Source organism: Pseudomonas sp. PME37.24/025, from assembly GCF_055556615.1.
This window is the reverse complement of sequence record NZ_JBVHNK010000007.1, coordinates 126,991-152,063: the sequence shown is the minus strand read 5'-3', so window position 1 is coordinate 152,063 and position 25,073 is coordinate 126,991. Positions and strand designations below refer to the sequence as shown.

Annotated in this window: 19 protein-coding genes; 8 read left to right on the top strand and 11 right to left on the bottom strand. The window is 59.7% G+C overall.

The window, feature by feature from the left end:
* Positions 1–195 precede the first annotated feature (195 nt).
* Genes ccoP through ccoN form a run of 4 tightly spaced genes read right to left on the bottom strand, consistent with a single transcriptional unit; the run spans position 196 to position 3,414 of the window.
* Positions 196–1,149: a cytochrome-c oxidase, cbb3-type subunit III gene (gene ccoP, locus ACZ3HH_RS14480; RefSeq protein WP_465805548.1), complete on the bottom strand. Its 954-nt coding sequence runs from the start codon at positions 1,147–1,149 to the stop codon at positions 196–198.
* A complete protein-coding gene (locus tag ACZ3HH_RS14475; protein ID WP_123360719.1) occupies positions 1,146–1,349 on the bottom strand; it encodes a cbb3-type cytochrome oxidase subunit 3 in 204 nt (67 codons plus the stop codon). The genes ccoP and ACZ3HH_RS14475 overlap by 4 nt, the downstream gene beginning before the upstream one ends.
* A gap of 21 nt (positions 1,350–1,370) precedes the next feature.
* Positions 1,371–1,979 (bottom strand): cytochrome-c oxidase, cbb3-type subunit II, encoded by a 609-nt coding sequence (gene ccoO / locus ACZ3HH_RS14470; RefSeq protein WP_465805547.1) that lies wholly within the window; start codon positions 1,977–1,979, stop codon positions 1,371–1,373.
* Between the two features lie 10 nt (positions 1,980–1,989).
* On the bottom strand, positions 1,990–3,414 hold the full coding sequence (gene ccoN / locus ACZ3HH_RS14465; RefSeq protein ID WP_465805545.1) for a cytochrome-c oxidase, cbb3-type subunit I: 1,425 nt from the start codon (positions 3,412–3,414) through the stop codon (positions 1,990–1,992).
* A gap of 109 nt (positions 3,415–3,523) precedes the next feature.
* Between ccoN and ACZ3HH_RS14460 the strand changes: the two genes are divergently transcribed.
* Positions 3,524–4,201 (top strand): alpha/beta family hydrolase, encoded by a 678-nt coding sequence (locus ACZ3HH_RS14460; protein WP_465805543.1) that lies wholly within the window; start codon positions 3,524–3,526, stop codon positions 4,199–4,201.
* Positions 4,202–4,403: 202 nt separating this feature from the next.
* On the opposite strand, the gene ACZ3HH_RS14455 is transcribed toward ACZ3HH_RS14460, so the two are convergent.
* The 3 genes from ACZ3HH_RS14455 to acnA form a co-directional block, all read right to left on the bottom strand.
* Positions 4,404–5,969 (bottom strand): methyl-accepting chemotaxis protein, encoded by a 1,566-nt coding sequence (locus tag ACZ3HH_RS14455; RefSeq protein WP_465805541.1) that lies wholly within the window; start codon positions 5,967–5,969, stop codon positions 4,404–4,406.
* Positions 5,970–6,072: 103 nt separating this feature from the next.
* A complete protein-coding gene (locus ACZ3HH_RS14450; protein ID WP_465805539.1) occupies positions 6,073–6,864 on the bottom strand; it encodes a lysostaphin resistance A-like protein in 792 nt (263 codons plus the stop codon).
* A gap of 297 nt (positions 6,865–7,161) precedes the next feature.
* The gene (gene acnA / locus ACZ3HH_RS14445; protein ID WP_465805537.1) at positions 7,162–9,903 is read right to left on the bottom strand and encodes an aconitate hydratase AcnA; all 2,742 of its coding nucleotides are present in this window, start codon (positions 9,901–9,903) and stop codon (positions 7,162–7,164) included.
* Positions 9,904–10,125: 222 nt separating this feature from the next.
* Here acnA and rlmM point away from each other — a divergent pair, with 222 nt between their 5' ends.
* Both rlmM and tusA read left to right on the top strand, forming a co-directional pair.
* Positions 10,126–11,199 carry a 23S rRNA (cytidine(2498)-2'-O)-methyltransferase RlmM gene (rlmM, locus tag ACZ3HH_RS14440; RefSeq protein ID WP_465805535.1) on the top strand — a complete coding sequence of 358 codons (1,074 nt, stop codon included), beginning with the start codon at positions 10,126–10,128 and terminating at the stop codon, positions 11,197–11,199.
* 176 nt (positions 11,200–11,375) lie between these two features.
* The gene (tusA, locus tag ACZ3HH_RS14435) at positions 11,376–11,627 is read left to right on the top strand and encodes a sulfurtransferase TusA (protein ID WP_095634243.1); all 252 of its coding nucleotides are present in this window, start codon (positions 11,376–11,378) and stop codon (positions 11,625–11,627) included.
* A gap of 102 nt (positions 11,628–11,729) precedes the next feature.
* On the opposite strand, the gene ACZ3HH_RS14430 is transcribed toward tusA, so the two are convergent.
* Positions 11,730–13,139 (bottom strand): MATE family efflux transporter, encoded by a 1,410-nt coding sequence (locus tag ACZ3HH_RS14430; protein WP_465805532.1) that lies wholly within the window; start codon positions 13,137–13,139, stop codon positions 11,730–11,732.
* Between the two features lie 346 nt (positions 13,140–13,485).
* On the opposite strand from ACZ3HH_RS14430, the gene pdxB reads away from it, so the two are divergent.
* Positions 13,486–14,628: a 4-phosphoerythronate dehydrogenase PdxB gene (gene pdxB, locus ACZ3HH_RS14425; protein ID WP_465805530.1), complete on the top strand. Its 1,143-nt coding sequence runs from the start codon at positions 13,486–13,488 to the stop codon at positions 14,626–14,628.
* Positions 14,629–14,816: 188 nt separating this feature from the next.
* Here the strand turns inward: pdxB and ACZ3HH_RS14420 are convergent, their stop codons facing one another.
* Positions 14,817–14,996 carry a PA1571 family protein gene (locus ACZ3HH_RS14420; protein ID WP_465805528.1) on the bottom strand — a complete coding sequence of 60 codons (180 nt, stop codon included), beginning with the start codon at positions 14,994–14,996 and terminating at the stop codon, positions 14,817–14,819.
* Positions 14,997–15,262: 266 nt separating this feature from the next.
* Here ACZ3HH_RS14420 and ACZ3HH_RS14415 point away from each other — a divergent pair, with 266 nt between their 5' ends.
* Positions 15,263–17,047 (top strand): ABC transporter transmembrane domain-containing protein, encoded by a 1,785-nt coding sequence (locus tag ACZ3HH_RS14415; protein ID WP_465805526.1) that lies wholly within the window; start codon positions 15,263–15,265, stop codon positions 17,045–17,047.
* Between the two features lie 80 nt (positions 17,048–17,127).
* Here ACZ3HH_RS14415 and ACZ3HH_RS14410 read toward each other — a convergent pair whose 3' ends face one another.
* Positions 17,128–19,056 carry a transglycosylase SLT domain-containing protein gene (locus ACZ3HH_RS14410; protein ID WP_465805524.1) on the bottom strand — a complete coding sequence of 643 codons (1,929 nt, stop codon included), beginning with the start codon at positions 19,054–19,056 and terminating at the stop codon, positions 17,128–17,130.
* A 213-nt stretch (positions 19,057–19,269) separates the two neighbouring features.
* Here ACZ3HH_RS14410 and ACZ3HH_RS14405 point away from each other — a divergent pair, with 213 nt between their 5' ends.
* On the top strand, positions 19,270–21,189 hold the full coding sequence (locus tag ACZ3HH_RS14405) for an ATP-binding cassette domain-containing protein (protein ID WP_465805522.1): 1,920 nt from the start codon (positions 19,270–19,272) through the stop codon (positions 21,187–21,189).
* A gap of 206 nt (positions 21,190–21,395) precedes the next feature.
* On the opposite strand, the gene ACZ3HH_RS14400 is transcribed toward ACZ3HH_RS14405, so the two are convergent.
* Complete coding sequence (locus ACZ3HH_RS14400; RefSeq protein ID WP_030128421.1) at positions 21,396–21,833, bottom strand: universal stress protein; 438 nt, start codon at positions 21,831–21,833, stop codon at positions 21,396–21,398.
* Positions 21,834–21,937: 104 nt separating this feature from the next.
* On the opposite strand from ACZ3HH_RS14400, the gene ACZ3HH_RS14395 reads away from it, so the two are divergent.
* Together ACZ3HH_RS14395 and fadB are read left to right on the top strand one after the other, a co-directional pair.
* On the top strand, positions 21,938–22,375 hold the full coding sequence (locus ACZ3HH_RS14395; protein ID WP_465805519.1) for a hypothetical protein: 438 nt from the start codon (positions 21,938–21,940) through the stop codon (positions 22,373–22,375).
* 535 nt (positions 22,376–22,910) lie between these two features.
* Positions 22,911–25,058 carry a fatty acid oxidation complex subunit alpha FadB gene (gene fadB, locus ACZ3HH_RS14390; protein WP_465805517.1) on the top strand — a complete coding sequence of 716 codons (2,148 nt, stop codon included), beginning with the start codon at positions 22,911–22,913 and terminating at the stop codon, positions 25,056–25,058.
* The last annotated feature ends 15 nt before the right edge of the window (positions 25,059–25,073 follow it).

Genomic DNA, 25,073 nt, shown 5'->3' with positions numbered 1-25,073 from the left:
CTGTCATCGAGCAGATTCGTCGAACACATCGGGTTGGGTCGACCTGGAACCGGCGCTGACCAGTCCGCATCGCAGGGAAGCTTAGACCCGAATCCGACGAACCGAAAGGAAGACCAAGGGAGGGTGCGACAATGCGTCGCAAAGGGGCAGGGAACTGCCGCATCCGGGTGAATGCGGCAGCAGAGCGGACGAGATTTATTTGCTTTTGCCTTCAGCCTGTAAACGCTCGGTGCTCAACCCCTGAGACAGGCTGTACACATAAGCGGCCAGCAATTGCACCTTGTCGTTGCCGAGCAGTTCGTTCTGCGCCGGCATATGGCCCTGGCGGCCATGACGAATGGTTTGTTGCAGCTGCGCCAGGCTTGTACCGTAGATAAATCCGGCCGGTTGCGTCAGATTCGGCGCCCCCATGGCTTCAGTGCCCTGGCCGTTTGCCCCATGACAAGCTACGCAGGTGGTGCTGAACGCTTGCTGTCCAGCGTGCAGATCAGCTGTGTTGCCTTCCGGCAAGGGCAGGCCGGCCAGTTCATGACGCACATAAGCGGCGACGTTTTTCACGCCAGCGTCGCCGAGGATTTCACCCCAGGCCGGCATCGCGGCCATGCGGCCACCCATGATTGTCGTTTTGATCATGTCGGCATCACCGCCCCAGCGCCAATTGCTGTCGGCCAGGTTCGGGAAACCAAACGCGCCCTTGGCATCCGAGCCGTGGCACACCGAGCAATTGGACGCAAACAGGCGACCGCCCATTTTCAGTGCTAGCGGGTCCCTGGCCACTTCTTCGATGGGCATGGCAGCAAATTTGGCGAAGATCGGCCCGAACTTCGCGTCAGCCTTGTTCATCTCCTTTTCCCATTCGTGGACGCCGGTCCAGCCGTTTTCATAACCGGGCAATATGCCTTTCCAGTTACCCAGCCCCGGGTAAAGGATCAGGTAGCCGACGGCAAACACCAACGTGCCGGCGAACAGCATGAACCACCACTGCGGCAGCGGGTTGTCGTACTCCTCGATGCCGTCGAAGCTGTGGCCCATGGTCTGGTCGGTGCTGCCCTTGGTTTCCCCTCGACGCGTACCAATCAGCAGCCAGGTCAGGCCGATCAGGCTGCCGATGGTCAGTACGCAGATCCACGTACTCCAGAAGGTGGTCATGGCCGGGTACTCCTCGTGGCGGATTCTTGTTGGGTGCTGTTTTCGGATTGCGGCTCGTCGGCGAACGGCAGCAGGCGCGCTTCGGCGAACTCCGGATTACGCTTGCTATTGAACACCCACAGTGTCAGGCCGACGAAGGCCACGAACACCACGACCGTGCCCAGGCCGCGGATCATTCCACTGCTCATTTCGCTTACTATTTCAAAGGGCATGGACATGGCTCACCTCTTGCTCTTGATGGCGGTACCGAGCACTTGCAGGTAGGCGACCAGCGCGTCCATTTCGGTTTTGCCCTGGAGCGAAGCCGTTGCACCGGAGATGTCTTCGTCGGTGTACGGCACGCCGAGGGTGCGCATGGCGCGGATCTTGGTTTCGGTGTGGCTGCTGTCGACCTGATTGGCGACCAGCCATGGGTAGGCTGGCATCTTCGATTCCGGCACCACGTTGCGCGGGTTGTACAAGTGCGCGCGGTGCCAGTCTTCGGAGTAGCGACCGCCGACGCGCGCCAGGTCAGGTCCGGTCCGTTTCGAGCCCCAGAGGAACGGGTGATCCCAGACGCTTTCCCCGGCCACCGAGTAATGGCCATAGCGCTCGGTCTCGGCGCGGAACGGGCGGATCATTTGCGAATGGCAGCCGACGCAGCCTTCGCGGATGTAAATGTCGCGACCTTCCAGTTGCAACGCGGTATAGGGCTTCATGCCTTCGACCGGTTTATTGGTCACGTCCTGAAAGAACAGCGGGACGATCTGGGTCAGGCCGCCGATGCTCACGGCCAGCACCATCAGCAACATCAGCAGGCCGACGTTTTTCTCGATTGTTTCGTGTTTCATCGCGGACTCCTCAGGCTATCTGCGCGGCAGCGGCGGCTTCGGCAGGCTGCGAGGCCCGCACGGTGCGCCAGGTGTTGTAAGCCATCAGGAACATGCCACTGAGGAAGATCGCGCCGCCCACCAGTCGCACGACGAAGCCTGGGTGGCTGGCCACCAGGGTTTCGACGAAGGAATAGGTCAGCGTGCCGTCCTCGTTAACGGCGCGCCACATCAGGCCCTGGGCGATGCCGTTGACCCACATCGACGCGATGTACAGCACGGTGCCGATGGTCGCGAGCCAGAAGTGCGCGTTGATCAGGCCGATGCTGTGCATCTGCGCGCGGCCGAAGACTTTCGGAATCATGTGGTAGAGCGCGCCGATGGAAATCATCGCCACCCAGCCGAGCGCGCCGGCGTGAACGTGGCCGATGGTCCAGTCGGTGTAGTGGGAGAGGGCGTTGACCGTTTTGATCGCCATCATCGGCCCTTCGAAGGTCGACATGCCGTAGAACGCCAGCGACACCACGAGGAAACGCAGGATCGGGTCGCTGCGCAACTTATGCCAGGCGCCCGAGAGCGTCATCATGCCGTTGATCATCCCGCCCCAGCTTGGCGCCAACAGGATCAGCGACATCACCATGCCCAACGACTGCGCCCAGTCCGGCAGCGCGGTGTAGTGCAAGTGGTGCGGGCCGGCCCAGATGTACAGGGTGATCAGCGCCCAGAAGTGCACGATCGACAAACGATAGGAATACACCGGACGCTCGGCCTGTTTCGGCACGAAGTAGTACATCATCCCGAGGAAACCGGCGGTGAGGAAAAAGCCTACGGCGTTGTGTCCGTACCACCACTGCACCATGGCATCGGTCGCACCGGCGTACACCGAGTAGGACTTGGTGAAACTCACCGGCAGCTCAAGGTTGTTGACGATGTGCAGGATCGCCACGGTGATGATGAATCCACCGAAGAACCAGTTGCCGACATAGATGTGTTTGGTCTTGCGCTGCATGATCGTGCCGAAGAACACGACGGCGTAGGCCACCCAGACGATGGTGATCAGGATGTCGATCGGCCATTCCAGTTCGGCGTATTCCTTGGAGCTGGTGTAACCCAGTGGCAGGCTGATGGCCGCCAGCAGGATCACCAGTTGCCAGCCCCAGAAGCAGAACGCGGCGATCTTCGGTGCGAACAGGCGAGTCTGGCAGGTGCGTTGTACCGAGTAGAACGAACTGGCGAACAGGGCGCAGCCGCCGAAGGCGAAAATCACCGCGTTGGTGTGCAGTGGACGTAACCGGCCGAAACTGGTCCATGGCAGATTGAAGTTAAGTTCGGGCCAGACCAATTGGGCGGCGAGAAAAACCCCGAGCCCCATGCCGACGATGCCCCACACCACCGTCATAATGGCGAATTGGCGGACCACCTTGTAGTTGTAGGCGGTACTGATTGAAGTGTTCATGGTTCCCCATCCACGGTTCAGCCGAAGTGAGGGCCTGTCTTTGCGAGTAAGCCGCACGGCAGACGCTCCCTTCGCCTGGAGTTATAGGCAGACTAAAAGCGAGGCAAGCATGGACAAAGAGCACAAGGCCAGTATTGACGGGGATCAATGGGCGCAGTGCGTGCGGGATCATGGATGGTTGTGGAATGCCGCCTCGACGCCGGCCTCGGCAACGCTGATTCTCGCTCACGGCGCCGGTGCGCCGATGGACAGTGGCTGGATGAGCGACATGGCTGCGCGCCTTGCTGCGCATGGGGTCAACGTGCTGCGTTTCGAGTTTCCGTACATGGCGCAGCGGCGTATCGATGGCGGTAAACGTCCCCCGAACCCAGCGCCAAAATTGCAGGAATGCTGGCGTGAGGTGTATGCCGTGGTGCGACGCCATGTCGCTGGGCGCCTGGCCATTGGCGGCAAGTCCATGGGCGGGCGGATGGCGAGTTTGTTGGCCGATGAGTTAGGCGCGGATGCGCTGGTGTGCCTGGGGTATCCGTTTTATGCGGTGGGCAAACCGGAGAAGCCGCGGGTTGAACATTTGGCGGCGTTGAAGACTCGCACATTGATTGTGCAGGGTGAACGGGATGCATTGGGTAATCGGGCGGCCGTCGAGGCTTATAACTTGGCGCCGAGTATCGAGGTGTTTTGGCTCGCAGCGGCGGACCATGACTTGAAGCCGTTGAAGGCTTCGGGGTTTACGCATGAGCAGCATTTGGCGGCTGCGGCGGGGAAGGTGTCCGAGTTTCTTCAGTGAGATTTGCAGTGCCAGTTCGGGTCTCTTCGCGGGCAAGCCCGCTCCCACAGGGTTTCGTGTCGATCCCAAAATCCAGCCACACCACAGTTCACTGTGGGAGCGGGCTTGCCCGCGATGGCGGCCTCACAGCTAACAAATTTTCAAAGGGATAATAAAAAACCGGACGCTTTCGCCGTCCGGTTTTTTTTGCCTTCAAGCGCTATCAGCGATTAAACCGCTCCACCAACGAATACTGGGTATTCGCCGTTTTGGTCAGCTCTTCACTCAACAGTGCCGAGTGCTGCGCCTGTTCCGAGGTCTGATCCGCCAGGTGCGAGATGTTGCTGATGTTGCGGCTGATTTCTTCGGCCACTGCACTTTGCTCTTCGGTGGCGGCAGCGATCTGGGTGGTCATGTCGGTGATGTTGGCTACCGCTTCGCTGATGCCCACCAGCGCCTGATCCGCTTCCAATACCCGCGCCACACCTTCTTCGGCCTGGCGGTGGCCAGTCTCCATGGTTTGCACTGCAGTGCTGGCGGTTTGTTGCAGCTTGGCAATCAAGGCGTGGATCTGCCCGGTGGATTCGCTGGTGCGTTGCGCCAATTGACGCACTTCATCGGCCACTACCGCAAAACCGCGGCCCATCTCACCGGCACGCGCGGCTTCAATCGCGGCGTTCAAGGCCAGCAGGTTGGTCTGGTCGGCAATGCCTTTGATTACATCGACCACGCCGCCGATTTCGTCGCTGTCCTTGGCCAGTTGCGTGACCGTCAGGCCGGTTTCACCGACCACCGCCGACAGACGCTGAATGGCTTCGCGGGTTTCCCCGGCGATGTCACGACCGCGACCGGTCAGGCGATTGGCTTCTTGAGTGGCGTCAGCGGTGCGCTGCACGTGGCTGGCGACTTCCTGAGTGGTGGCGGCCATTTGATTCACAGCGGTCGCCACTTGCTCGGTTTCGACGCGTTGACGTTCCAGGCCGGTGGAGCTGTTGTGGGCCAGGGTGTCGGACTGTTTCGCTTGTTCGGTCAGGTGTTCGGCGGTGTCCTGCAAACGGGTCAAGCAGGTTTTCAGGCGTGCTTCCTGACTGAGGATCGACATCTCCAGGCGTGCCTGGGCGCCACGACTGTCGGTGTACATCTGCGCGATCAGCGGGTCAGACGTGGTCTGTTCGGCCAGGCGCAGCAAACGCTTGATACCGCGCTGTTGCCAGCTCAAACCCATCAAGCCCAACGGCACCGAAAGGCCGGCGGCGAGGGCGAAGCCCCATTGGGACGTCAGGGTGGCGCCGATCATGAAGCTCAACTGGCTGACCAGAATGAACGGCAGCCAGTCCTGAAGCACCGGCAGCCATTTGTCTGTAGCGGGAATCGCAGACTTGCCCTGATTGATGCGTTGGTAAAGCGCTTCGGCGCGGCGGATCTGCTCGGCGGTGGGTTTGACCCGCACCGACTCGTAACCGATCACCTGATTGCCGTCGAACACCGGTGTGACATAGGCGTTAACCCAGTAGTGGTCACCGCTCTTGCAGCGATTCTTGACAATGCCCATCCATGGCAAGCCTTGTTTCAGCGTGCCCCACATGTGCGCGAACACCGCAGCCGGAACGTCGGGGTGACGGACCAGGTTATGCGGCGCACGGATCAGTTCCTCACGAGAAAACCCACTGATTTCGATAAAAGCATCGTTGCAGTAGGTGATCACGCCCTTGGCATCGGTGGTGGAAATCAACCGTTGCTGAGCCGGGAAGGTCCGTTCGCGTTGTGTAATGGGCTGGTTGTTACGCATGGCTTTTTCAATCCGCAAGGCTTTGAGGGCGTATCGGCATCGTCAGGTATTTATTGAAGTGTTTTTTTCAATAATCAGAGATGCGTCGCGAAACGACCGTGCGTCAGCCGGCGAGCATTGGATAGGTGAACAGCCCGAAATGCAGCAGATTCAAACCAAAATGGGTGGCGATGGCCGCGCCCAACCCACCAAAACGATAGGCCAGGCCATAACCGACCCCCGCCAGGCCCGCCAGCAACACCCATTGCCAGCCGGCCCCCAGATGAACGAGACCGAACAGTAACGAGGCGAGCAACAGCGCGAGGTTTTCCCCATAAGGCAAGTGTTTGAAGTGCCGGCTCAGACCGCCCTGGATGTAGCCGCGAAACAGCGCTTCTTCTACCAGCGTCACCAGCAACAGATTGTTCAGTACCCACAACCAGGCTTGATCCGGCCACTTCGGCGTCCAACTGATCACGCCCAGTAACAACGCGCCACCCAAAGCCAGCACGGCGCTTACGGTCAGGGCGAGGGCGGTGGCATAAACGGACAACCGCAACGAGCGCCGGCCGACAATCCATGGACAAACCAGCAACAGCCAGAAGCCGATCAGCGGTTTGTCCTGATTCAGGTACATGGCAAACGACACGGCATCGTCGGTGAAGCGCTGGGGATTGATGGCGCGACCGTTATAAAAACCGGGAAGCCAGTGCATTGCCAGTGCCACCGCCAGGACGATAAACAGGCCGTGGCCGAGGTAGCGGCCAATGGGAACGTGTTGTTGGCGAACGGCGAAACCGGCGAACAGCAGCAATGCGAAAGAGATAGCGGCGAGCCAGCCGAGATGGCCGTAGATCAAAGCCAGGCCGTAGCCAATGGAGAGAAGTGCCAGATAAGTCCATGGCAGAGCGATCATTTGAAGTCCTAGTGTCTGAATTCTGCAGATTGCCTCGGTCCATGTGGGAGCGAACTGTGGCGAGGGGGCTTGCCTCCGTTGGGCTGCGAAGCAGCCCCCAAAATCTCTGATATGCCAAAGATCTTGTGAGTGCTACGCACTCAAACGGGGCGGTGCGGCGTTCCGACAAGCCCCCTCACCACAGGGCTCCCACATTTGATCTGTGATCGACACAAAATTAATGGGCGCGCGATTATAGAGACGTACACCGCACAAACAAAAACACCGCCCAAAGGCGGTGTCGTTGTCGGCAGGCTGTTACGAAGCAATCAACTGCCGCAACACGTAATGCAAAATCCCGCCGGCCTTGAAGTACTCCACTTCATTGAGGGTATCGATCCGGCACAACACCTCTATCTTTTCCTTGCTGCCGTCTTCGCGGGTGATGACCAGTGTCAGGTTCATGCGCGGAGTCAGTTCGACGCCCGTCAGGCCAAGGATATCCACGGTTTCCTTGCCGGTAAGGTTCAGGCTCTTGCGGTTCTGATCCAGCTTGAACTGCAACGGCAACACGCCCATGCCGACCAGGTTGGAACGGTGAATCCGCTCGAAGCTCTCGGCGATGACGGCTTTGACTCCCAGCAGATTAGTGCCTTTGGCTGCCCAGTCGCGGCTCGAACCGGTGCCGTATTCCTGGCCTGCGATTACCACCAGCGGGGTTCCCGACGCCTGGTAACGCATGGCCGCGTCGTAGATCGGTATCTTCTCCCCGGTGGGAATGTAGATCGTATTGCCGCCCTCTTCGCCGCTGAGCATCTCGTTACGAATGCGGATGTTGGCGAAGGTGCCGCGCATCATCACTTGATGGTTGCCGCGACGGGAGCCATAGGAGTTGAAGTCCCGCGGTTCCACCCCTTTCTCGCGCAGGTAGTGGCCTGCGGGGCTGTCGACCTTGATGTTGCCGGCCGGGGAGATGTGATCGGTGGTCACCGAATCACCCAGCAGCGCGAGGACTCTGGCACCGACGATGTCCCTGACCACCGGCGGCGGCCCGCCGATGTCATCGAAGAACGGTGGATGCTGGATGTACGTCGAATCGTCCTGCCAGACATACGTCGCCGCTTGCGGCACTTCAATCGCTTGCCATTGCTCGTCTCCGGCAAACACTTCGGCGTATTCCTTGTGGAACATCGCGGTGTTGACCTGAGTCACCGCATCGGCGATTTCTTTGGTGCTCGGCCAGATGTCCCGCAGATAAACCAGGTTGCCCTCTTTGTCGGTACCCAAAGGCTCGCTGCTGATGTCGATGCGCATCGTGCCGGCCAGCGCATAGGCGACGACCAGCGGCGGGGAGGCCAGCCAATTGGTTTTCACCAGCGGATGCACGCGGCCTTCGAAGTTGCGGTTGCCCGACAACACCGAGGCGACGGTCAGGTCGGCGGCCTGAATGGCTTTTTCGATCGGCTCCGCTAATGGCCCGGAGTTGCCGATACACGTGGTGCAGCCGTAGCCGACCAAGGCAAAACCCAGTTCATCAAGGTACTGGGTCAGGCCGGCAGCCTTGTAGTAATCGGTGACCACTTTCGAGCCGGGGGCCAGCGAACTCTTGACCCACGGTTTACGCTTCAGGCCTTTCTCCACGGCTTTCTTCGCCACCAGGCCGGCGGCCATCATCACGCTCGGGTTGGAGGTGTTGGTGCAGGAGGTGATCGCGGCAATCACTACCGCGCCGTTTTTCAACCGATAGGTCTGACCGTCGTATTCGTAGTCGGCCTCACCGGCCAGATCGGCATTGCCCACCGCGACGCCACCGCCGCCTTCACTTTCGAGACGACCGACTTCCTTGCTGGTGGGTCTGAATTGCAGGTCGACGAAGTCACTGAACGCTTGCGCGACATTTGGCAGCGATACCCGGTCCTGGGGGCGTTTCGGCCCGGCAAGGCTGGCTTCGACGCTACCCATGTCCAGCGCCAGGTTGTCGGTGAATACCGGTTCCTGGCCCGGCAGGCGCCACAGGCCCTGGGCTTTGCTGTAGGCCTCGACCAATTTCACGGTTTCGCTGGTGCGACCCGATAAACGCAGGTATTCCAGGGTGATGTCATCAACCGGGAAAAAGCCGCAGGTGGCGCCATATTCCGGGGCCATGTTGGCGATGGTCGCGCGATCGGCCAACGGCAGGTCGGCGAGGCCGTCGCCGTAGAACTCGACGAACTTGCCGACCACCCCTTTCTTGCGCAGCATTTGGGTCACCGTCAGCACCAGGTCGGTGGCGGTGATGCCTTCTCTGAGCTTGCCGGTGAGTTTGAAACCGATCACTTCGGGAATCAGCATCGACACCGGTTGACCGAGCATCGCCGCTTCCGCTTCGATCCCGCCCACGCCCCAGCCGAGTACGCCGAGGCCGTTGATCATGGTGGTGTGGGAGTCAGTGCCAACCAAGGTGTCCGGAAAGGCATAGGTGCGACCGTCCTCGTCCTTGGTCCAGACCGTGCGGCCCAGGTACTCGAGGTTGACCTGGTGACAGATGCCGGTGCCCGGCGGCACCACGCTGAAATTGTCGAAGGCGCTCTGGCCCCAGCGCAGGAAGGCGTAACGCTCGTGGTTGCGCTGCATTTCGATGTCGACGTTCTGTTCGAAGGCACTTGAACTGGCGTACTTGTCGACCATCACCGAGTGGTCGATCACCAGATCCACCGGCGACAGCGGATTGATTCGCTGCGGGTCGCCACCGGCCTTGGCCATGGCGGCGCGCATGGCGGCCAGGTCGACCACGGCGGGAACGCCGGTAAAGTCCTGCATTAATACCCGCGCGGGCCGGTACTGGATTTCGCGATCGGAGCGACGCTCCTTGAGCCAGGCGGCAATCGCCTTGAGGTCGGCGCCGGTAACGGTTTTCTCGTCCTCCCAGCGCAGCAGGTTTTCCAACAGCACTTTCAACGACATCGGCAGCTTGTCGAGATCGCCCAGGCTTTTGGCGGCTTCGGGAAGGCTGAAATAGTGATAAGTCTTGTCGTCGACTTGTAAGGTTTTAAGGGTTTTCAGGCTATCGAGGGACGGCATTGAAATGACTCCTTTAAATCCGCACGGCTACGGACTGAGGGAACGAACTGAGGCTTAAACCTAGTCCTGTTTGATGCTTAAGGCTAATTACTGGACCCTAAGGACAAGTCCAAGGTTCCGATCTCGGCTATCATGCGCCGGTTTTCGTGACAGGCTTTGCTTCAACGCAAGTCTGGGCATCGCGCAGTGGCTGAATTCTTCGCCAACTGCCCAGGAGTAAGAATGAACACCCTCTTTATGCATTGCCGGCCGGGCTTCGAAAGTGAAGTCTGTTCCGAGATTTCCGAACATGCCGCGCGGCTCAACGTGGCCGGTTATGCCAAGGCCAAAACCGCCAGCGCCTGCGCCGAATTTATCTGCACCGAAGAAGACGGCGCCGAGCGTCTGATGCGTGGCCAGCGTTTCGTTGACCTGATTTTCCCGCGTCAGTGGGCCCGTGGGATCTTCATCGATCTGCCGGAAACCGACCGCATCAGCGTGATCCTTGCGCACATGGCGGACTTCCCGCTGTGCGGCAGCCTGTGGCTGGAAATGGTCGACACCAACGATGGCAAAGAGCTGTCGAACTTCTGCAAGAAGTTCGAAGGCCACCTGCGCAAGGCGCTGATGGCGGCCGGCAAACTGGTGGATGACGCCCACAAGCCGCGGCTGCTGCTGACCTTCAAGAGCGGTCGAGAAGTGTTCATGGGCCTGGCGGAGTCGAACAATTCGGCGATGTGGCCGATGGGCATTCCACGCCTGAAATTCCCGCGTGAAGCGCCGAGCCGTTCGACCCTCAAGCTGGAAGAGGCCTGGCACCATTTCATCCCCCGCGACCAGTGGGATGAGCGCCTGCACAGCGACATGACCGGTGTGGACCTCGGCGCCGCACCCGGTGGCTGGACCTGGCAACTGGTCAACCGCGGCATGCTGGTGACCGCCATCGACAACGGCCCGATGGCCGAAAGCCTGATGGACACCGGTTTGGTGCAGCATTTGATGGCTGACGGTTTCACCTTCAAGCCCAAGCAGCCGGTGGACTGGATGGTCTGCGACATCGTCGAGAAACCGGCGCGCAACGCGGCGATGCTGGAAGAATGGATTGGCGAGGGGCATTGCCGCGAAGCGGTGGTCAACCTCAAGTTGCCGATGAAACAGCGTTATGCCGAAGTGAAGCGCTTGCTGGAACGTATTGCCGACGGGTTCAAGGCGCGGGGCATTCGGGTCGAGATTGGCTGCAAGCAGCTGTACCACGACCGTGAAGAAGTGACCTGCCACCTTCGCCGGCTCGACGTAAAGAAACCGAAATCCCGTTAAGGTACACGGACGCTGTGGGAGCGGGCTTGCCCGCGATGAGGGCGGTACATTCAGCATTTATGTTGGCTCAACAACCGCTATCGCGGGCAAGCCCGCTCCCACAGGTACGGTGTACGCGACAGATGACCGAACACCCGGCAATGCGCGACAATGCCGGCAAGTTTCAGGAGTAAATCATGAGTGAAATGATCGATACGCCGGTAGACGGCACCCTCGACGCCACCGGCCTCAATTGCCCGGAACCGGTGATGATGCTGCACCAGCACATCCGTGACCTGGTGCCTGGCGGCCTGCTGAAGGTGATCGCCACCGACCCGTCGACCCGTCGCGACATCCCCAAGTTTTGCGTGTTTCTCGACCACGAACTGGTGGGGCAGCATGAAGAGGCAGGCACTTACCTCTACTGGATCCGCAAGAAACTCGCTTAATAGGCACAAAAAAAGGGCCTGCATAGCGATCCGACTTGCCGGCGAAGGCGTCCTTGAGAGCGCTTTCGCCGGCAAGTCGGATCGCCGCACTGCTGGCTCCTACTAACCCGCCGAACGACTGATGCGGATCCGCTTGCGTGCACTGCGCGTCAGGCGGATCGACAGCATCAGCGCCGCGCAACTCAAGCCCACGATCAAACCCTGCCACAGCCCGCTCGGGCCGCTCGGCGCACCGAGCCAGTCGGTCAGGCCCAAGGCGTAACCCACCGGCAAACCAATTCCCCAGTATGCGAACAGCGTCAGGATCATCGTCACCCGCGTATCCTGATAGCCGCGCAGTGCGCCGGCCGCCGTCACCTGGATCGCATCGGAAAACTGGAACAGTGCCGAATACACGATCAGCATTGCGGCCACCTGAATCACCGTCGGGTCGGCGGTGTAAATCGCAGCGATGGGTTCACGCAGCCACAGCATCATGCTCGCCGACAGGCACGCATACGCCAGCGCGGTGCCCATGCCGACACCGGCGGCGAAGCGGGCTTCGCGTGGTTCCTCTCGGCCGAGCGCCTGGCCGACTCGTACGGTCACGGCCATGCCGAGGGAGTAGGGGATCATGAACACCAGCGAGCTGAAGTTCAGCGCGATCTGGTGCCCGGCGACCACGGTGGCGCCGAGGCTGCCGATCAGCAGGGCAATCACGGCGAAGATGCTCGACTCGGCGAACACCGCGATACCGATCGGCAGGCCGATGCCCAGCAAACGCTTGATCACTGACCACTGTGGCCAGTCGAAACGGCTGAACAACTGGCTCGACTGATAGGCCGGCGCCCAGCGTTCCCAGCAGGCCATGCCCAACGCCATCACCCACATCACGATTGCCGTGGCCCAGCCGCAGCCGACGCCACCCATGGCCGGCACACCAAAGTGGCCATAGATGAAGATGTAATTGAGCGGAATATTCAGCGCCAACCCGCACAGGCCAAGGACCATGGCCGGGCGGGTACGACCCAGGCCATCACTGAAGCAGCGCAGCACGTGATAGAACGCGACGGCAGGCAAGCCGCTGGCGATGCCGTGCAGATACTGCATGCATGGGCCGATCAGCTCGGGATCAACCTTCATGATGTGCAGGATCGGTTCGGCGCTGAACAGCATGCCGGTCGCCATCAAACCCACCACCAGCGCCAGCCACAAGGCCTGACGCACGATCGGGCCAATCTCGCTGTGCGTGCCGGCGCCAAAGCGCTGGGCGACTTTCGGGGTGGTGGCGAGCAGTGTGCCGGTCATCAGCAGAAACACCGGCACCCAGATCGAGTTGCCCAGCGCGACGGCCGCCAGATCCCGAGGCCCGACACGACCGGCCATCACCGCATCGACGAAGCCCATGGCGGTGGTCGCCAGCTGCGCGATCATGATCGGCAACGCCAGGCCGAGCAGGTTTTTCAGCTCCAGGCGAACCCGGGCCGGGCGGTTGAGAGAAATAGCGGTGGGGCGGTCAGTCACGGAATTCAAGGCGAAACGTCCAGAGGGTTTTGATGCGCAGGCGGCGCATTCTACGCCTTGACGCAGTGGTCAGGAAAAGTCCTGTGTTAGGGATTTGTAATCAGTTTTGCAGACGTCCCAACTCTCTGTGGCGAGGGAGCTTGCTCCCGCTGGGTTGCGCAGCAGCCCAAAAATCAGCCACCCCTTTTCTTCTGGTACACCGAGGTATCAGCCTTGGCGACTGCTTCGCTGCCGGACGGGAGCAAGCTCCCTCGCCACAGGGGGAAGTGGTGCCCTTGCAATTAAGGTGAACAATGCCTGCTGGCCCATCACGGTCATCTGCGCCTAAACTGCCGATCCGCCAAAGGAGCCTGCCATGCTGATTGTTGCTGACGAAAATATCCCGCTGCTCGATGCCTTCTTCGCAGGTTTCGGTGAAATCCGCCGGGTACCGGGACGTGCCATCGACCGGGCCACTGTCGAGCAGGCCGATGTGCTGCTGGTGCGTTCGGTGACCAACGTCAACCGCGAATTGCTTGAAGGCAGCAAGGTGCGCTTCGTCGGCACGTGCACCATCGGCACTGATCACCTGGATCTGGATTACTTTCAACAGGCCGGCATCTCCTGGTCCAGCGCGCCAGGCTGCAATGCCCGGGGTGTGGTCGATTACGTGCTGGGTAGCCTGCTGACGCTGTCCGAAATCGAAGGTGCCGACCTGACTCAGCGCACTTACGGCGTGGTCGGCGCCGGTGAAGTGGGCGGGCGGCTGGTCAAGGTTTTGCGAGCTCTGGGCTGGAACGTGTTGGTCTGCGATCCACCACGGCAAGCCGCTGAAGGGGGCGATTACGTCAGCCTCGAGCAGATCATCGAACAATGCGACGTCATCAGTCTGCACACTCCGCTGGACAAGCAAGGCCCTCAGTCGACCTGGCATCTGTTCGATAAAAACCGTTTGAACCAACTTAAGCCGGGCACCTGGCTGATCAACGCCAGTCGTGGCCCGGTGATCGACAACGCCGCTCTGCGCCAGGTGCTGTTGCAACGTGAAGATCTGCAAGCGGTGCTGGATGTCTGGGAGGCTGAGCCTGAAGTTGATGTAGCGCTCGCGGAGTTGTGTGTAATCGCGACGCCGCACATTGCCGGTTACAGCCTCGACGGCAGGCAGCGCGGGACGGCGCAGATTTATCAGGCGCTTTGCGAGTTCCTTGGGCAGCCGGAACAGATCAACCTGAACGACTTGCTGCCAGCGCCGTGGTTGTCGGCAGTGACGTTGAACGCCGACAGCGATCCGGCCTGGGCGCTGGCGATGTTGTGCCGTGGCGTGTACGACCCACGCCGTGACGACGCGGATTTCCGTCGCAGCCTTGTCGGCAATGTGAACGAGCAGCGGGCGGCGTTCGATGCGCTGCGCAAGCATTACCCGCTACGGCGGGAGATCGATGGGTTGAAGGTGCGGATCGAGGGGGATTCGCCGGCGTTGCAGCAGATCGTGGCGGCGTTGGGTGCTTCGGCTGTCTGAGTCCGCGTTGGCCTTATCGCGGGCAAGCCACGCTCCCACAGGTCATGCGTCAATTTTGAAATCGCGGTAATCCTGTGGGAGCGGCGGTGCGGCGATCCGACTTGCCCGCGATAGGGTGCGCAGCACCCTCAAAAGGCACCCATAAAAAACCCGGCCAAAAGAGCCGGGTCAAGAAGACGGTGGCTATATCACTCTTGTTCGGCAGGCTTGACCAATCGTTTCTCCAGTTCGCGGCAAGCGTCCTGGATCATGTTTTCAGTGATCGGTACTTCGTGCCCATCCTTATCGATGATCGAGCAACCCAGAGACTGGTCTGGCTGTGTGCGGATCACTTCAATTTTGTCATCGCTGCTGTTTTGCAAGGACATGGCCTGTCTCCTCATCAGGTTGTGTGCTTACTGTAGAACCGCCAGGTGACCGGGCTGTGACAACTCCCTGCGATCTTCAGGTCGGCATCCTCAGTCCATCAGAAATACCCTGACGTTTCCACCCGGACTTTAGACCAATAATCTCTAGCCACTAGTCTTGGCGGTCATAATTAACCTGACTCATTATGATTTACAGCGTTCAATCCCGTTGACGGTGTAGGCTTGATCGAGTCAAAGCCCATTGGTTGCGCCATCGGATGATCTTCATGCTCTCTTCTCGTCACCGCCGCGCCATTCGTCTGGCCAGTCGTTTCCTTGCGCCTTACCGCTGGCCGGCGTTCGGCGCCTTGTTGGCGTTGATCGTCACTGCCGGCATCACCTTGTCCATGGGGCAAGGGATTCGCCTGTTGGTGGATCAGGGTTTCATGACCCAATCACCGCATTTGCTCAACCGATCCATCGGCGTGTTCATGCTGCTGGTGGTCGGCCTGGCGATTGGCACCTTTGCGCGTTTTTACCTGGTGTCGTGGATCGGCGAGCGTGTTGTCGCGGACATTCGCCGTCGGGTGTTCAACCATCTGGTCTACCTGCATCCGGGGTTTTATGAAGACAACCGCAGCTCCGAGATCCAGTCACGGCTGACCGCCGACACCACGCTGTTGCAATCGGTAATCGGCTCTTCGCTGTCACTGTTCCTGCGTAATGGGTTGATGGTGATCGGCGGGATTGTCTTGCTGTTTATCACCAACCCCAAACTCACCAGCATCGTGGTAGTCGCGTTGCCGCTGGTGGTCGCGCCGATCCTGATTTTTGGTCGCCGGGTGCGTACCCTGTCGCGTCTGAGCCAGGACCGGATTGCCGATATCGGCAGTTATGTCTCCGAAACCCTGAGTCAAATCAAAACCGTGCAGGCCTACAACCATCAGGTTCAGGACGAACAGCGTTTTGCCACGACCGTGGAAGAGGCTTTCAACACTGCCCGCAAGCGCATCTTTCAGCGGGCCTGGTTGATTACCCTGGTGATCCTGCTGGTGTTGGGCGCGGTTGGGGTGATGCTCTGGGTCGGTGGCATGGATGTCATCGCCGGGCGAATTTCTGCGGGTGAACTGGCAGCGTTTGTCTTTTACAGCCTGATCGTCGGCGGTGCCTTCGGCACGTTGAGTGAAGTGATCGGCGAACTGCAGCGAGCGGCGGGGGCGGCGGAACGAATTGCAGAGTTGTTGCGTTCGGAAAACATCATCCGGCCACCAACCCAAGGCCTGGTGACCTTACCTGAACGAGTGAAGGGCGATCTGGTGCTGCAGGATGTGCGCTTTTCCTACCCGTCGCGTCCGCAAAGCTATGCCGTCGATGGTCTGAATCTGACGATCAACGCTGGCGAAACCCTTGCATTGGTCGGGCCGTCCGGGGCCGGCAAGTCGACAGTGTATGACCTGCTGTTGCGCTTTTACGACCCCGCTCAAGGACGCATCCTGTTGGACGGTGTGCCGCTGACTCAACTCGACCCACTGGACCTGCGCCGCTGTTTCGCCCTCGTCTCGCAAACCCCGGCACTGTTCTACGGCAGTATCGAAGAGAACATTCGCTACGGCCACCCGACGGCGACGTTGGCTCAGGTCCAGGAAGCCGCGAAAATCGCCTACGCCCACGACTTCATCGAGCAAATGCCCAACGGCTACCAGACACACCTCGGCGACGCTGGTCTCGGTTTGTCCGGCGGGCAACGCCAGCGCCTGGCCATCGCCCGGGCGCTGCTGGTGGACGCGCCGATCCTGCTGCTGGACGAAGCCACCAGCGCCCTCGATGCCCAGAGCGAGCACCTGATCCAACAAGCGCTGCCCAGCCTGATGAAAAATCGCACCACATTGGTCATCGCCCACCGATTGGCCACAGTGAAAAACGCCGACAGGATCGCAGTGATGGACCAAGGGAAACTGGTGGCGGTGGGGACGCATCAGGCGTTGATTGCGAGTAATGCGCTGTATGCACGGCTGGCGGCGTTGCAGTTTAGTGATGGGCTCCATGCCCCAACCGACCAAGTAACCGACTAAGTAACCGACCCAGTAGAGCACCATAAAAAATGCCCGCATCAATCGATGCGGGCATTTTTTGTCAGTGTTTCAAAGCAGGCTCATTGATCGTCGAAATACCGTTCATGCCAATCCACCAACGGTTGTGGTGAGTTGAGCTTCTGGCCGTAGATCACCGAGTACGACAGCACGTTTTGCACATACTGTCGGGTTTCGTCGAACGGGATGCTTTCCACCCACACATCGAAGCTCAGGTGATCGGCGCCACGCAGCCATTGACGTACGCGGCCGGGGCCGGCGTTGTAAGCGGCGGAGGCGAGGACGCGGTTGCCGTTGAACTGACTGTGGACCTGGCTCAGGTAAGCGGCACCGAGCTGGATGTTCTTGTCCGGATCGAACACTTGCTGCGGCGAAGCGAGAGGAATGCTGAACTTGCGCGCGGTTTCCTTGGCGGTGCCAGGCATCAGCTGCATCAGGCCGCCGGCGCCGACACCGGAACGGGCGTCGTCCATGAAGGCACTTTCCTGGCGGGTGATGGCGAACACCCAACTCGAGTGCAGGCCTCGGACCTTGGCTTCGCGCACCAGGGTTTCGCGATGGGCCATCGGGAAGCGGATGTCCAGGTCGTCCCAATACTGCGCCTGACTGATGGTACGGATCGCGGGGAAATACCATTTCAGGTCGTAAGCCAGTTTCGCCTGGGCGACCATTTCGTCACGGCTGAAGTGCCGGCTGACGTGGTACCACTCGCGCCGACCATCGACGATCTGCCCGCGGGCATGGAATTCCAGGGCGCGCCGCACGCCCGGGGTATTGCGCACCTTGTTGATCAGCGCTTGACTGAGCACCAGCGGTTTGTTGTTCAGCGAATAGGGTGATTGCGAGCGATCAGCCGCCAGAAAACCGTAGAAGTCGCGCTCGCGAGCCAGGCCCTTGTAAAGCGTCTGCGCTTGCGGATTCTGTGGCTGCGCCAGCTCCAGGCTGCGAGCCTGCCAGTAACGCCAGCGGTTGGTGGTGGCCAAGTCCTGGGGCAGGCGGCGGGTCAACTGATAGGCATCGTCCCAACGGGCCAGGCGCAACAGCAGGCGCAAGCGCCATTCAGAAACGGTGTTGTCCCGCAGTTCCGGGTCGTATTTGGTCATTACATCCAGCGCGCGGCTGTCGAAACGACGAGCGAGGGTCAGCCCGATTTCCCGGGCAATCGCGACTTTTTCGTCGCGGGAGAAGTGCATGCTGCTGGCGTAACCGTCGAGCAGGGCCATGGCCTTGTCCGGATCCTGACGGGCCAGACGGCGCAGGCCGAGGCTGACGATGTCGGACATCGGTTCATCGGCCGGGATAAAGCGCGATGGCTGATTGAGCAGCTCGGGATTCTGCGCCACATCCACCAGCAGGCGACCGCGCGGGGCGAGTGTCGTCAGGCCATTGATCAGGCTGTTGGCCAGCGGATAATTGCGCGCCTGGGCGGCGAGCTTGGTGCGTTCCCAGCGTTTCTGTTCGGTCAATTGGCCCTCGGCGGCCCACATGCCGAACAAACCATCGCATGCTTCGGGCTGGGTTTTGCCGCTCAACCAGAGCTTGTCGGCGTTGGCGTAGCCTTCGACCTTGCGGTTGTGGCTGATCTGATACTGCGCGTTCAGGCAGTCCAGTTCGGTGAAATTGAGCTTGGGGTCATAATATTTGACGAAGGTCGCCCAATCGCCGCGTTCGGCCAGCCAGCGCAACCAACGCAATTTCATCCAGTTGGCTTGCGGCAGGTCACCGTGTTCGGCGAGGAATTTCTCGATTTCGGCGTTGCTCGCGGTTTTCAGACGCGCGGTCAATTCGTCATACGCCAGATAGGGCTCCAGCGGATAATCGCTCAGCGCCTGGCTGTAACGGAAATAAGGGCCGGAATCACCTTTGGCCAAGGCACGCTTGGCTTCATCGTAATACTGGCGTTGGGTAGACAGGTCCACCGCCTGGGCGGATTGAGCGGCAGCGGCTGTAAGAAGCAAACACGAAAAAAGATTGAAAAGGCGACTGCGCATGAGACGTCCGGGCAGAGAAATCATGACAAGTGCCGGCAAGCGCAGCACTGAATTGTCTGTAGCTTAGCCTTTTGCCAGCAGCGGGCGAAAGCTTTGCCGAGCTACCGGCACAAGTTCGCAACAATTGTTGTGCAGAGTGCTTCGACATTGAAATTGCCGGCCTTCTGAAGCCTCAAGTCAGGTAGAATGCGCGCCCGGTTTTTGGAGAAGCTCATGACCCTGCTCAAATTCAGCGATGTGTCCCTTGCTTTCGGCGCTATGCCGTTGTTGGACAAGGTGTCCTGGCAGATCGCCCGTGGTGAGCGGGTGTGCATCATCGGCCGCAATGGCACTGGCAAGTCCAGCATGATGAAGCTCGTCAAGGGTGACCAGAAGCCCGATGAGGGCTCTGTTTGGCGCGCACCTGGCCTAAAGATTGGCGAATTGCCGCAAGAATTACCGGTAGCCGACGAGCGGACCGTGTTCGACGTGGTTGCCGAAGGCCTGGACGGTGTCGGCGAGCTGCTCGCGCAGTACCACCACCTGAGCCAGAACATCGTCACCGACGCCGATCTGGACAAACTGATGCATGTCCAGCACGACCTCGAAGCCCGCGACGGCTGGCGTTTGCAGCAATTGGTCGACAGCACCTTGAGCCGCTTGCAACTGCCGGCCGACAAGACCCTCGCCGAATTGTCCGGTGGCTGGCGTCGCCGCGTCCTGCTGGCTCAGGCACTGGTTTCCGAACCGGATCTGCTGCTGCTCGATGAGCCGACCAACCACCTGGACATCGGTGCAATTGCCTGGCTCGAAGAAGCGCTGAAGGATTTCCAGGGCGCCGTGCTGTTCATCACGCACGACCGTTCATTCCTGCAGAACCTTGCGACCCGCATCCTGGAACTGGATCGTGGCGGCCTGATCGACTGGAACGGCGACTACGCCAGTTTCCTCGTGCACAAAGAGGCGACTCTGGCTGCTGAAGAAACCGCCAACGCGCTGTTCGACAAGAAACTGGCCCAGGAAGAAGTCTGGATCCGCCAGGGCATCAAGGCTCGCCGCACCCGTAACGAAGGCCGCGTCCGCGCATTGAAAGCATTGCGCGTTGAGCGTAGCGAGCGTCGTGAGCGCACCGGCAAGGCCAACATTCAGTTGGATACCGCCGACAAGTCCGGCAAGCAGGTCATGGTCCTCGAGAACGTGAGCTTCGCTCACCCGGGTGGCCCGTTCCTGATCAAGGATTTCTCGATGGTCCTGACGCGCGGCGACCGTATCGGTCTGCTCGGCGCCAACGGTACCGGCAAGACCACACTGCTGAAGCTGATGCTCAGCGGTCTGCAACCGACCAGCGGCACAGTGGAAGAGGGGACGCGCATCGACGTGGCCTACTTCGACCAGTTGCGTCATCAGCTGGACCTGGAAAAGACCGTGATCGACAACGTGGCCGAAGGTCGCGACTTTATCGATATCGATGGTCAGAGCCGCCATGTGCTGAGCTACCTCGGCGACTTCCTGTTCAGCCCGCAGCGTGCCCGCACGCCGGTCAAGGCGCTGTCCGGTGGTGAGCGTGCCCGTCTGCTGCTGGCCAAACTGTTCAGCAAGCCGGCGAACCTGCTGGTACTCGACGAACCGACCAACGACCTGGACGTGGAAACCCTCGAGCTGCTGGAAGAGGTCTTGCTGACCTTCAACGGCACCGTGCTGATGGTCAGCCACGACCGGGCATTCCTCGACAACGTGGTCACCAGCACCCTGGTCTTCGAAGGCGAAGGCAAGGTTCGCGAATACGTCGGTGGTTATCAGGACTGGCTGCGTCAGGGCGGCTCGCCGCGCCTGTTGGGCGTGACCGAGAGCAAGTCCGGCAAGGCCGACCTGAACTCGGCTGTCGTCACTGCTGAACCCGTGCCAGTCGCTGCGGCAGCAGAGGCGCCGGTGGCAAAGAAGAAGCTCAGCTACAAGTTGCAGCGTGAGCTGGAAATGTTGCCGAGTCAGATCGAAGCCATGGAGCAGCAGATCGTGGTGGTTGAAGCGCAGATGGCGGATGCCGGCTTCTATCAGCGTCCTGCTGCCGAGACGGCTGCGGTGATCGCTCAACTGGAGCAGTTGCAGGCTGAACTCGACGTGATGGTCGAGCGCTGGGCCGAGCTGGATGCCTGATTGATCCGGCGATAAAAAAGCCCGGCGTTCAGTGATGAGCGCCGGGCTTTTCGTATGAAATGCGATCTACTGGCCGACATAGCTTCACTGTGGGAGCGGTGGTGCGACGATTCGACTTGCTCGCGAAGAGGGACTTACATTCAACGTCAATGCTGACTGAATGTCCGCCTTCGCGAGCACGCCTGCTCCCACAGTGTTCCGTGTTGTCAGCTTTTGATCAGGCGCACCGCCAGCACATCGCAAGGCGCACCGTGGAGTACGTCATTGGCGGTAGAGCCGAGCAGCAGTGCCAGGCCGTGTCGACCATGACTGCCCACCACGATCAGGTCGCACGTTTGCTCCTTGGCCAGGTGGTGAATCTCCTGACGCGGCTGGCCGTAGGTCAAGTGACTGTATTCCTTGGAGAGCTCCGGGTATTTCACGATCAACCGCTCAAGGCGCTCTTTGGCCTGATCGAACTGTTGCTGTTGCAACTGGGAAAGGTCCATCGGCACATCGCCGCCAAAGGCCATGGCCATCGGCTCGACGATATGCACCAGGGACAGCTTCGCGCCATTGCTCACCGAGAGTTCGCGAGCGCGGTGGATTACAGGATCGCACTCTTCGGTTAGATCTACAGCGACCAGAATGTGGTGGTAGGGCATGAGGTGCTCCTCCTGAGGATTGCAATATTGGTAAGTATGGCTGGTTTCAAGCGCATTGGTCTCAAAGTGACTCAATGGGCTCATCAAGAATCGGGAGTACAGATATGACGGTCTGGATAGTGGTGTCAATCCTGCTGGTGGTCTTGAGCCCGCTGGCCTGGTTGCGACCCTCTCGTACACAGAGCGGGCGCATGGCTCTGCGCATGGAGGCGCGGCGCATTGGTCTTGCCATGCAACTGGCGCCCCAGGAATGGCCGCACTGGCTGAATGAGGAACCGCCGAGCCCTTGCGCCCAGTACCATCGGCCGCGCCGTGGCACGCGACCGGCGTGCTGGAGTTATTGGCAGAAGGCGCCGGGCGTGTGGGTCAATCAGTGGCAGGAGGTCTGTGAGGATGGGATGCTGCTGAATCATTTCGAAAAATTGCCTGCCAACGTCTACAAGGTTGAGGCAGACAAGCAAATGATTGCCCTGTATTGGGGCGAGAAGGGCGAGACATCTGTTTTGCAACAAATCGATGCCACGCTCAAAGCACTCGCCTGAAACCCGGTTTCCCCTGCACAGTCATGCGCCATCGTCCGGCAGACAGGCAATAAAAAGCCCGACATTATCATCGGGCTGAGGTTGGCCAGGCAGGCCGGTAATTCGGTGCGCTGATCTTACGCTGGGCATTCGTCAAAGCGTTCAAGTTTTTTCTTCAGGGTCCCGCCAGCGTAGCTTGTTAAACACAGGCTGCCGCTAATTAGGGCGACTTTTCTAACTATTGATTCTATGAATGGCCTCGCATGCATGAGCGTGTTGCAGGGCTTCGTGGTACGGAAGTGACCGGAAAGTCGCGTTTCAACCAGTATTTTGGGCGATTGACAATTGCCGGAAATTCCGTGAAGGTGGCATACCCAAATCAAACGGGCGTATGAATTGAGCGTTTGTATTACAGAGCGCTCCTACAGAATCCCGACTATCGCGTTGGCGGGTGTGCCGGGTGAATTGGCGTAGCATCGACGATAAACGTCCTTGCCGAGCCAGTCGCCTGCGTCCGACGTGTACTGTTCAGCTTCCATATCGTGGAGATCAGTTGATGATTTACGAAGGTAAAGCCATCACGGTTAAGGCTCTTGAAAGTGGCATCGTCGAATTGAAATTCGACCTCAAGGGTGAGTCCGTCAACAAGTTCAACCGTCTTACCCTGAACGAACTGCGTCAGGCTGTAGACACCATCAAGGCAGATGCTTCGATCAAGGGTGTGATCGTCAGCAGTGGCAAGGACGTGTTCATCGTCGGCGCCGACATCACCGAATTCGTCGACAACTTCAAGCTGCCGGATGCAGAGCTTGTTGCTGGTAACCTCGAAGCCAACAAGATTTTCAGCGATTTCGAAGACCTCAACGTCCCGACTGTCGCCGCTATCAATGGCATCGCACTGGGTGGCGGTCTGGAAATGTGCCTGGCGGCAGATTTCCGCGTTATGGCCAATACCGCCAAAATCGGTCTGCCGGAAGTCAAGCTGGGCATCTACCCGGGCTTCGGCGGTACTGTGCGTTTGCCGCGCATCATCGGTGCCGACAACGCCATCGAGTGGATTGCCGCCGGTAAGGAAAACCGCGCTGAAGACGCGTTGAAAGTCGGTGCTGTCGACGCCGTGGTCGCCCCAGAGAAACTGCAGGAAGCGGCGCTGAACCTGGTCAAGGGCGCCATCTCCGGTGAGTTTGACTACAAGGCCAAGCGTCAGCCGAAGCTCGAAAAGCTCAAGCTCAACGCCATCGAACAAATGATGTCGTTCGAAACCGCCAAAGGTTTCGTGGCCGGTCAAGCGGGCCCGAACTACCCGGCGCCGGTTGAAGCGATCAAGACCATCCAGAAAGCCGCGAACTTCGGTCGTGACAAAGCGCTGGAAGTCGAAGCCACCGGTTTCGTCAAACTGGCCAAGACCTCTGCCGCGCAGAGCCTGATCGGTCTGTTCCTGAACGATCAGGAACTGAAGAAAAAGGCCAAGGCTTACGACGAAATCGCCAAAGACGTGAAGCAGGCCGCCGTATTGGGCGCTGGCATCATGGGTGGCGGTATCGCTTATCAGTCGGCCTCCAAAGGTACGCCGATCCTGATGAAAGACATCAACGAGCACGGCATCGAGCAAGGTCTGGCTGAAGCCGCCAAGCTGCTGGTGGGCCGCGTTGATAAAGGTCGCATGACTCCGGCGAAAATGGCCGAAGTGCTCAACGGCATTCGTCCGACCCTGTCCTACGGTGATTTCGGTCACGTCGACCTGGTCGTCGAAGCCGTTGTCGAGAACCCGAAGGTCAAGCAAGCCGTTCTGGCCGAAGTTGAAGGCAAGGTCAAAGAGGACACCATCCTCGCGTCCAACACCTCGACCATTTCCATCACCTTGCTGGCCAAAGCCCTCAAGCGTCCGGAAAACTTCGTCGGCATGCACTTCTTCAACCCGGTGCACATGATGCCGCTGGTTGAAGTGATCCGTGGCGAGAAGTCCAGCGAAGTGGCCGTTGCCACCACCGTTGCCTACGCCAAGAAAATGGGCAAGAACCCGATCGTCGTCAACGACTGCCCGGGCTTCCTGGTCAACCGCGTGCTGTTCCCGTACTTCGGCGGTTTCGCCAAACTGGTCAGCGCCGGCGTGGACTTCGTCCGCATCGACAAGGTCATGGAAAAATTCGGCTGGCCAATGGGCCCGGCGTACCTGATGGACGTGGTCGGCATCGACACCGGTCACCACGGTCGTGATGTCATGGCTGAAGGCTTCCCGGATCGTATGAAGGACGATCGCCGTTCGGCCGTTGACGTGCTCTACGAAGCCAAGCGCCTGGGCCAGAAGAATGGCAAAGGCTTCTACGCCTACGAGACCGACAAGCGCGGCAAGCAGAAGAAAGTCGCCGATCCTTCGGTACTGGAAGTGCTCAAGCCAATCGTGTTCGAACAGCGCGAAGTCACTGACGAAGACATCATCAACTGGATGATGATCCCGCTGTGCCTGGAAACCGTGCGTTGCCTGGAAGACGGTATCGTCGAAACCGCCGCCGAAGCCGACATGGGTCTGGTCTACGGTATTGGTTTCCCTCCATTCCGTGGCGGTGCGCTGCGCTACATCGATTCGATCGGTGTTGCAGAGTTCGTTGCCCTGGCTGACCAGTACGCTGATTTGGGCGCGCTGTACCACCCGACCGCGAAGCTGCGTGCAATGGCCAAGAACGGTCAGAGCTTCTTCGGTTAAGCGCCCACACTAGAG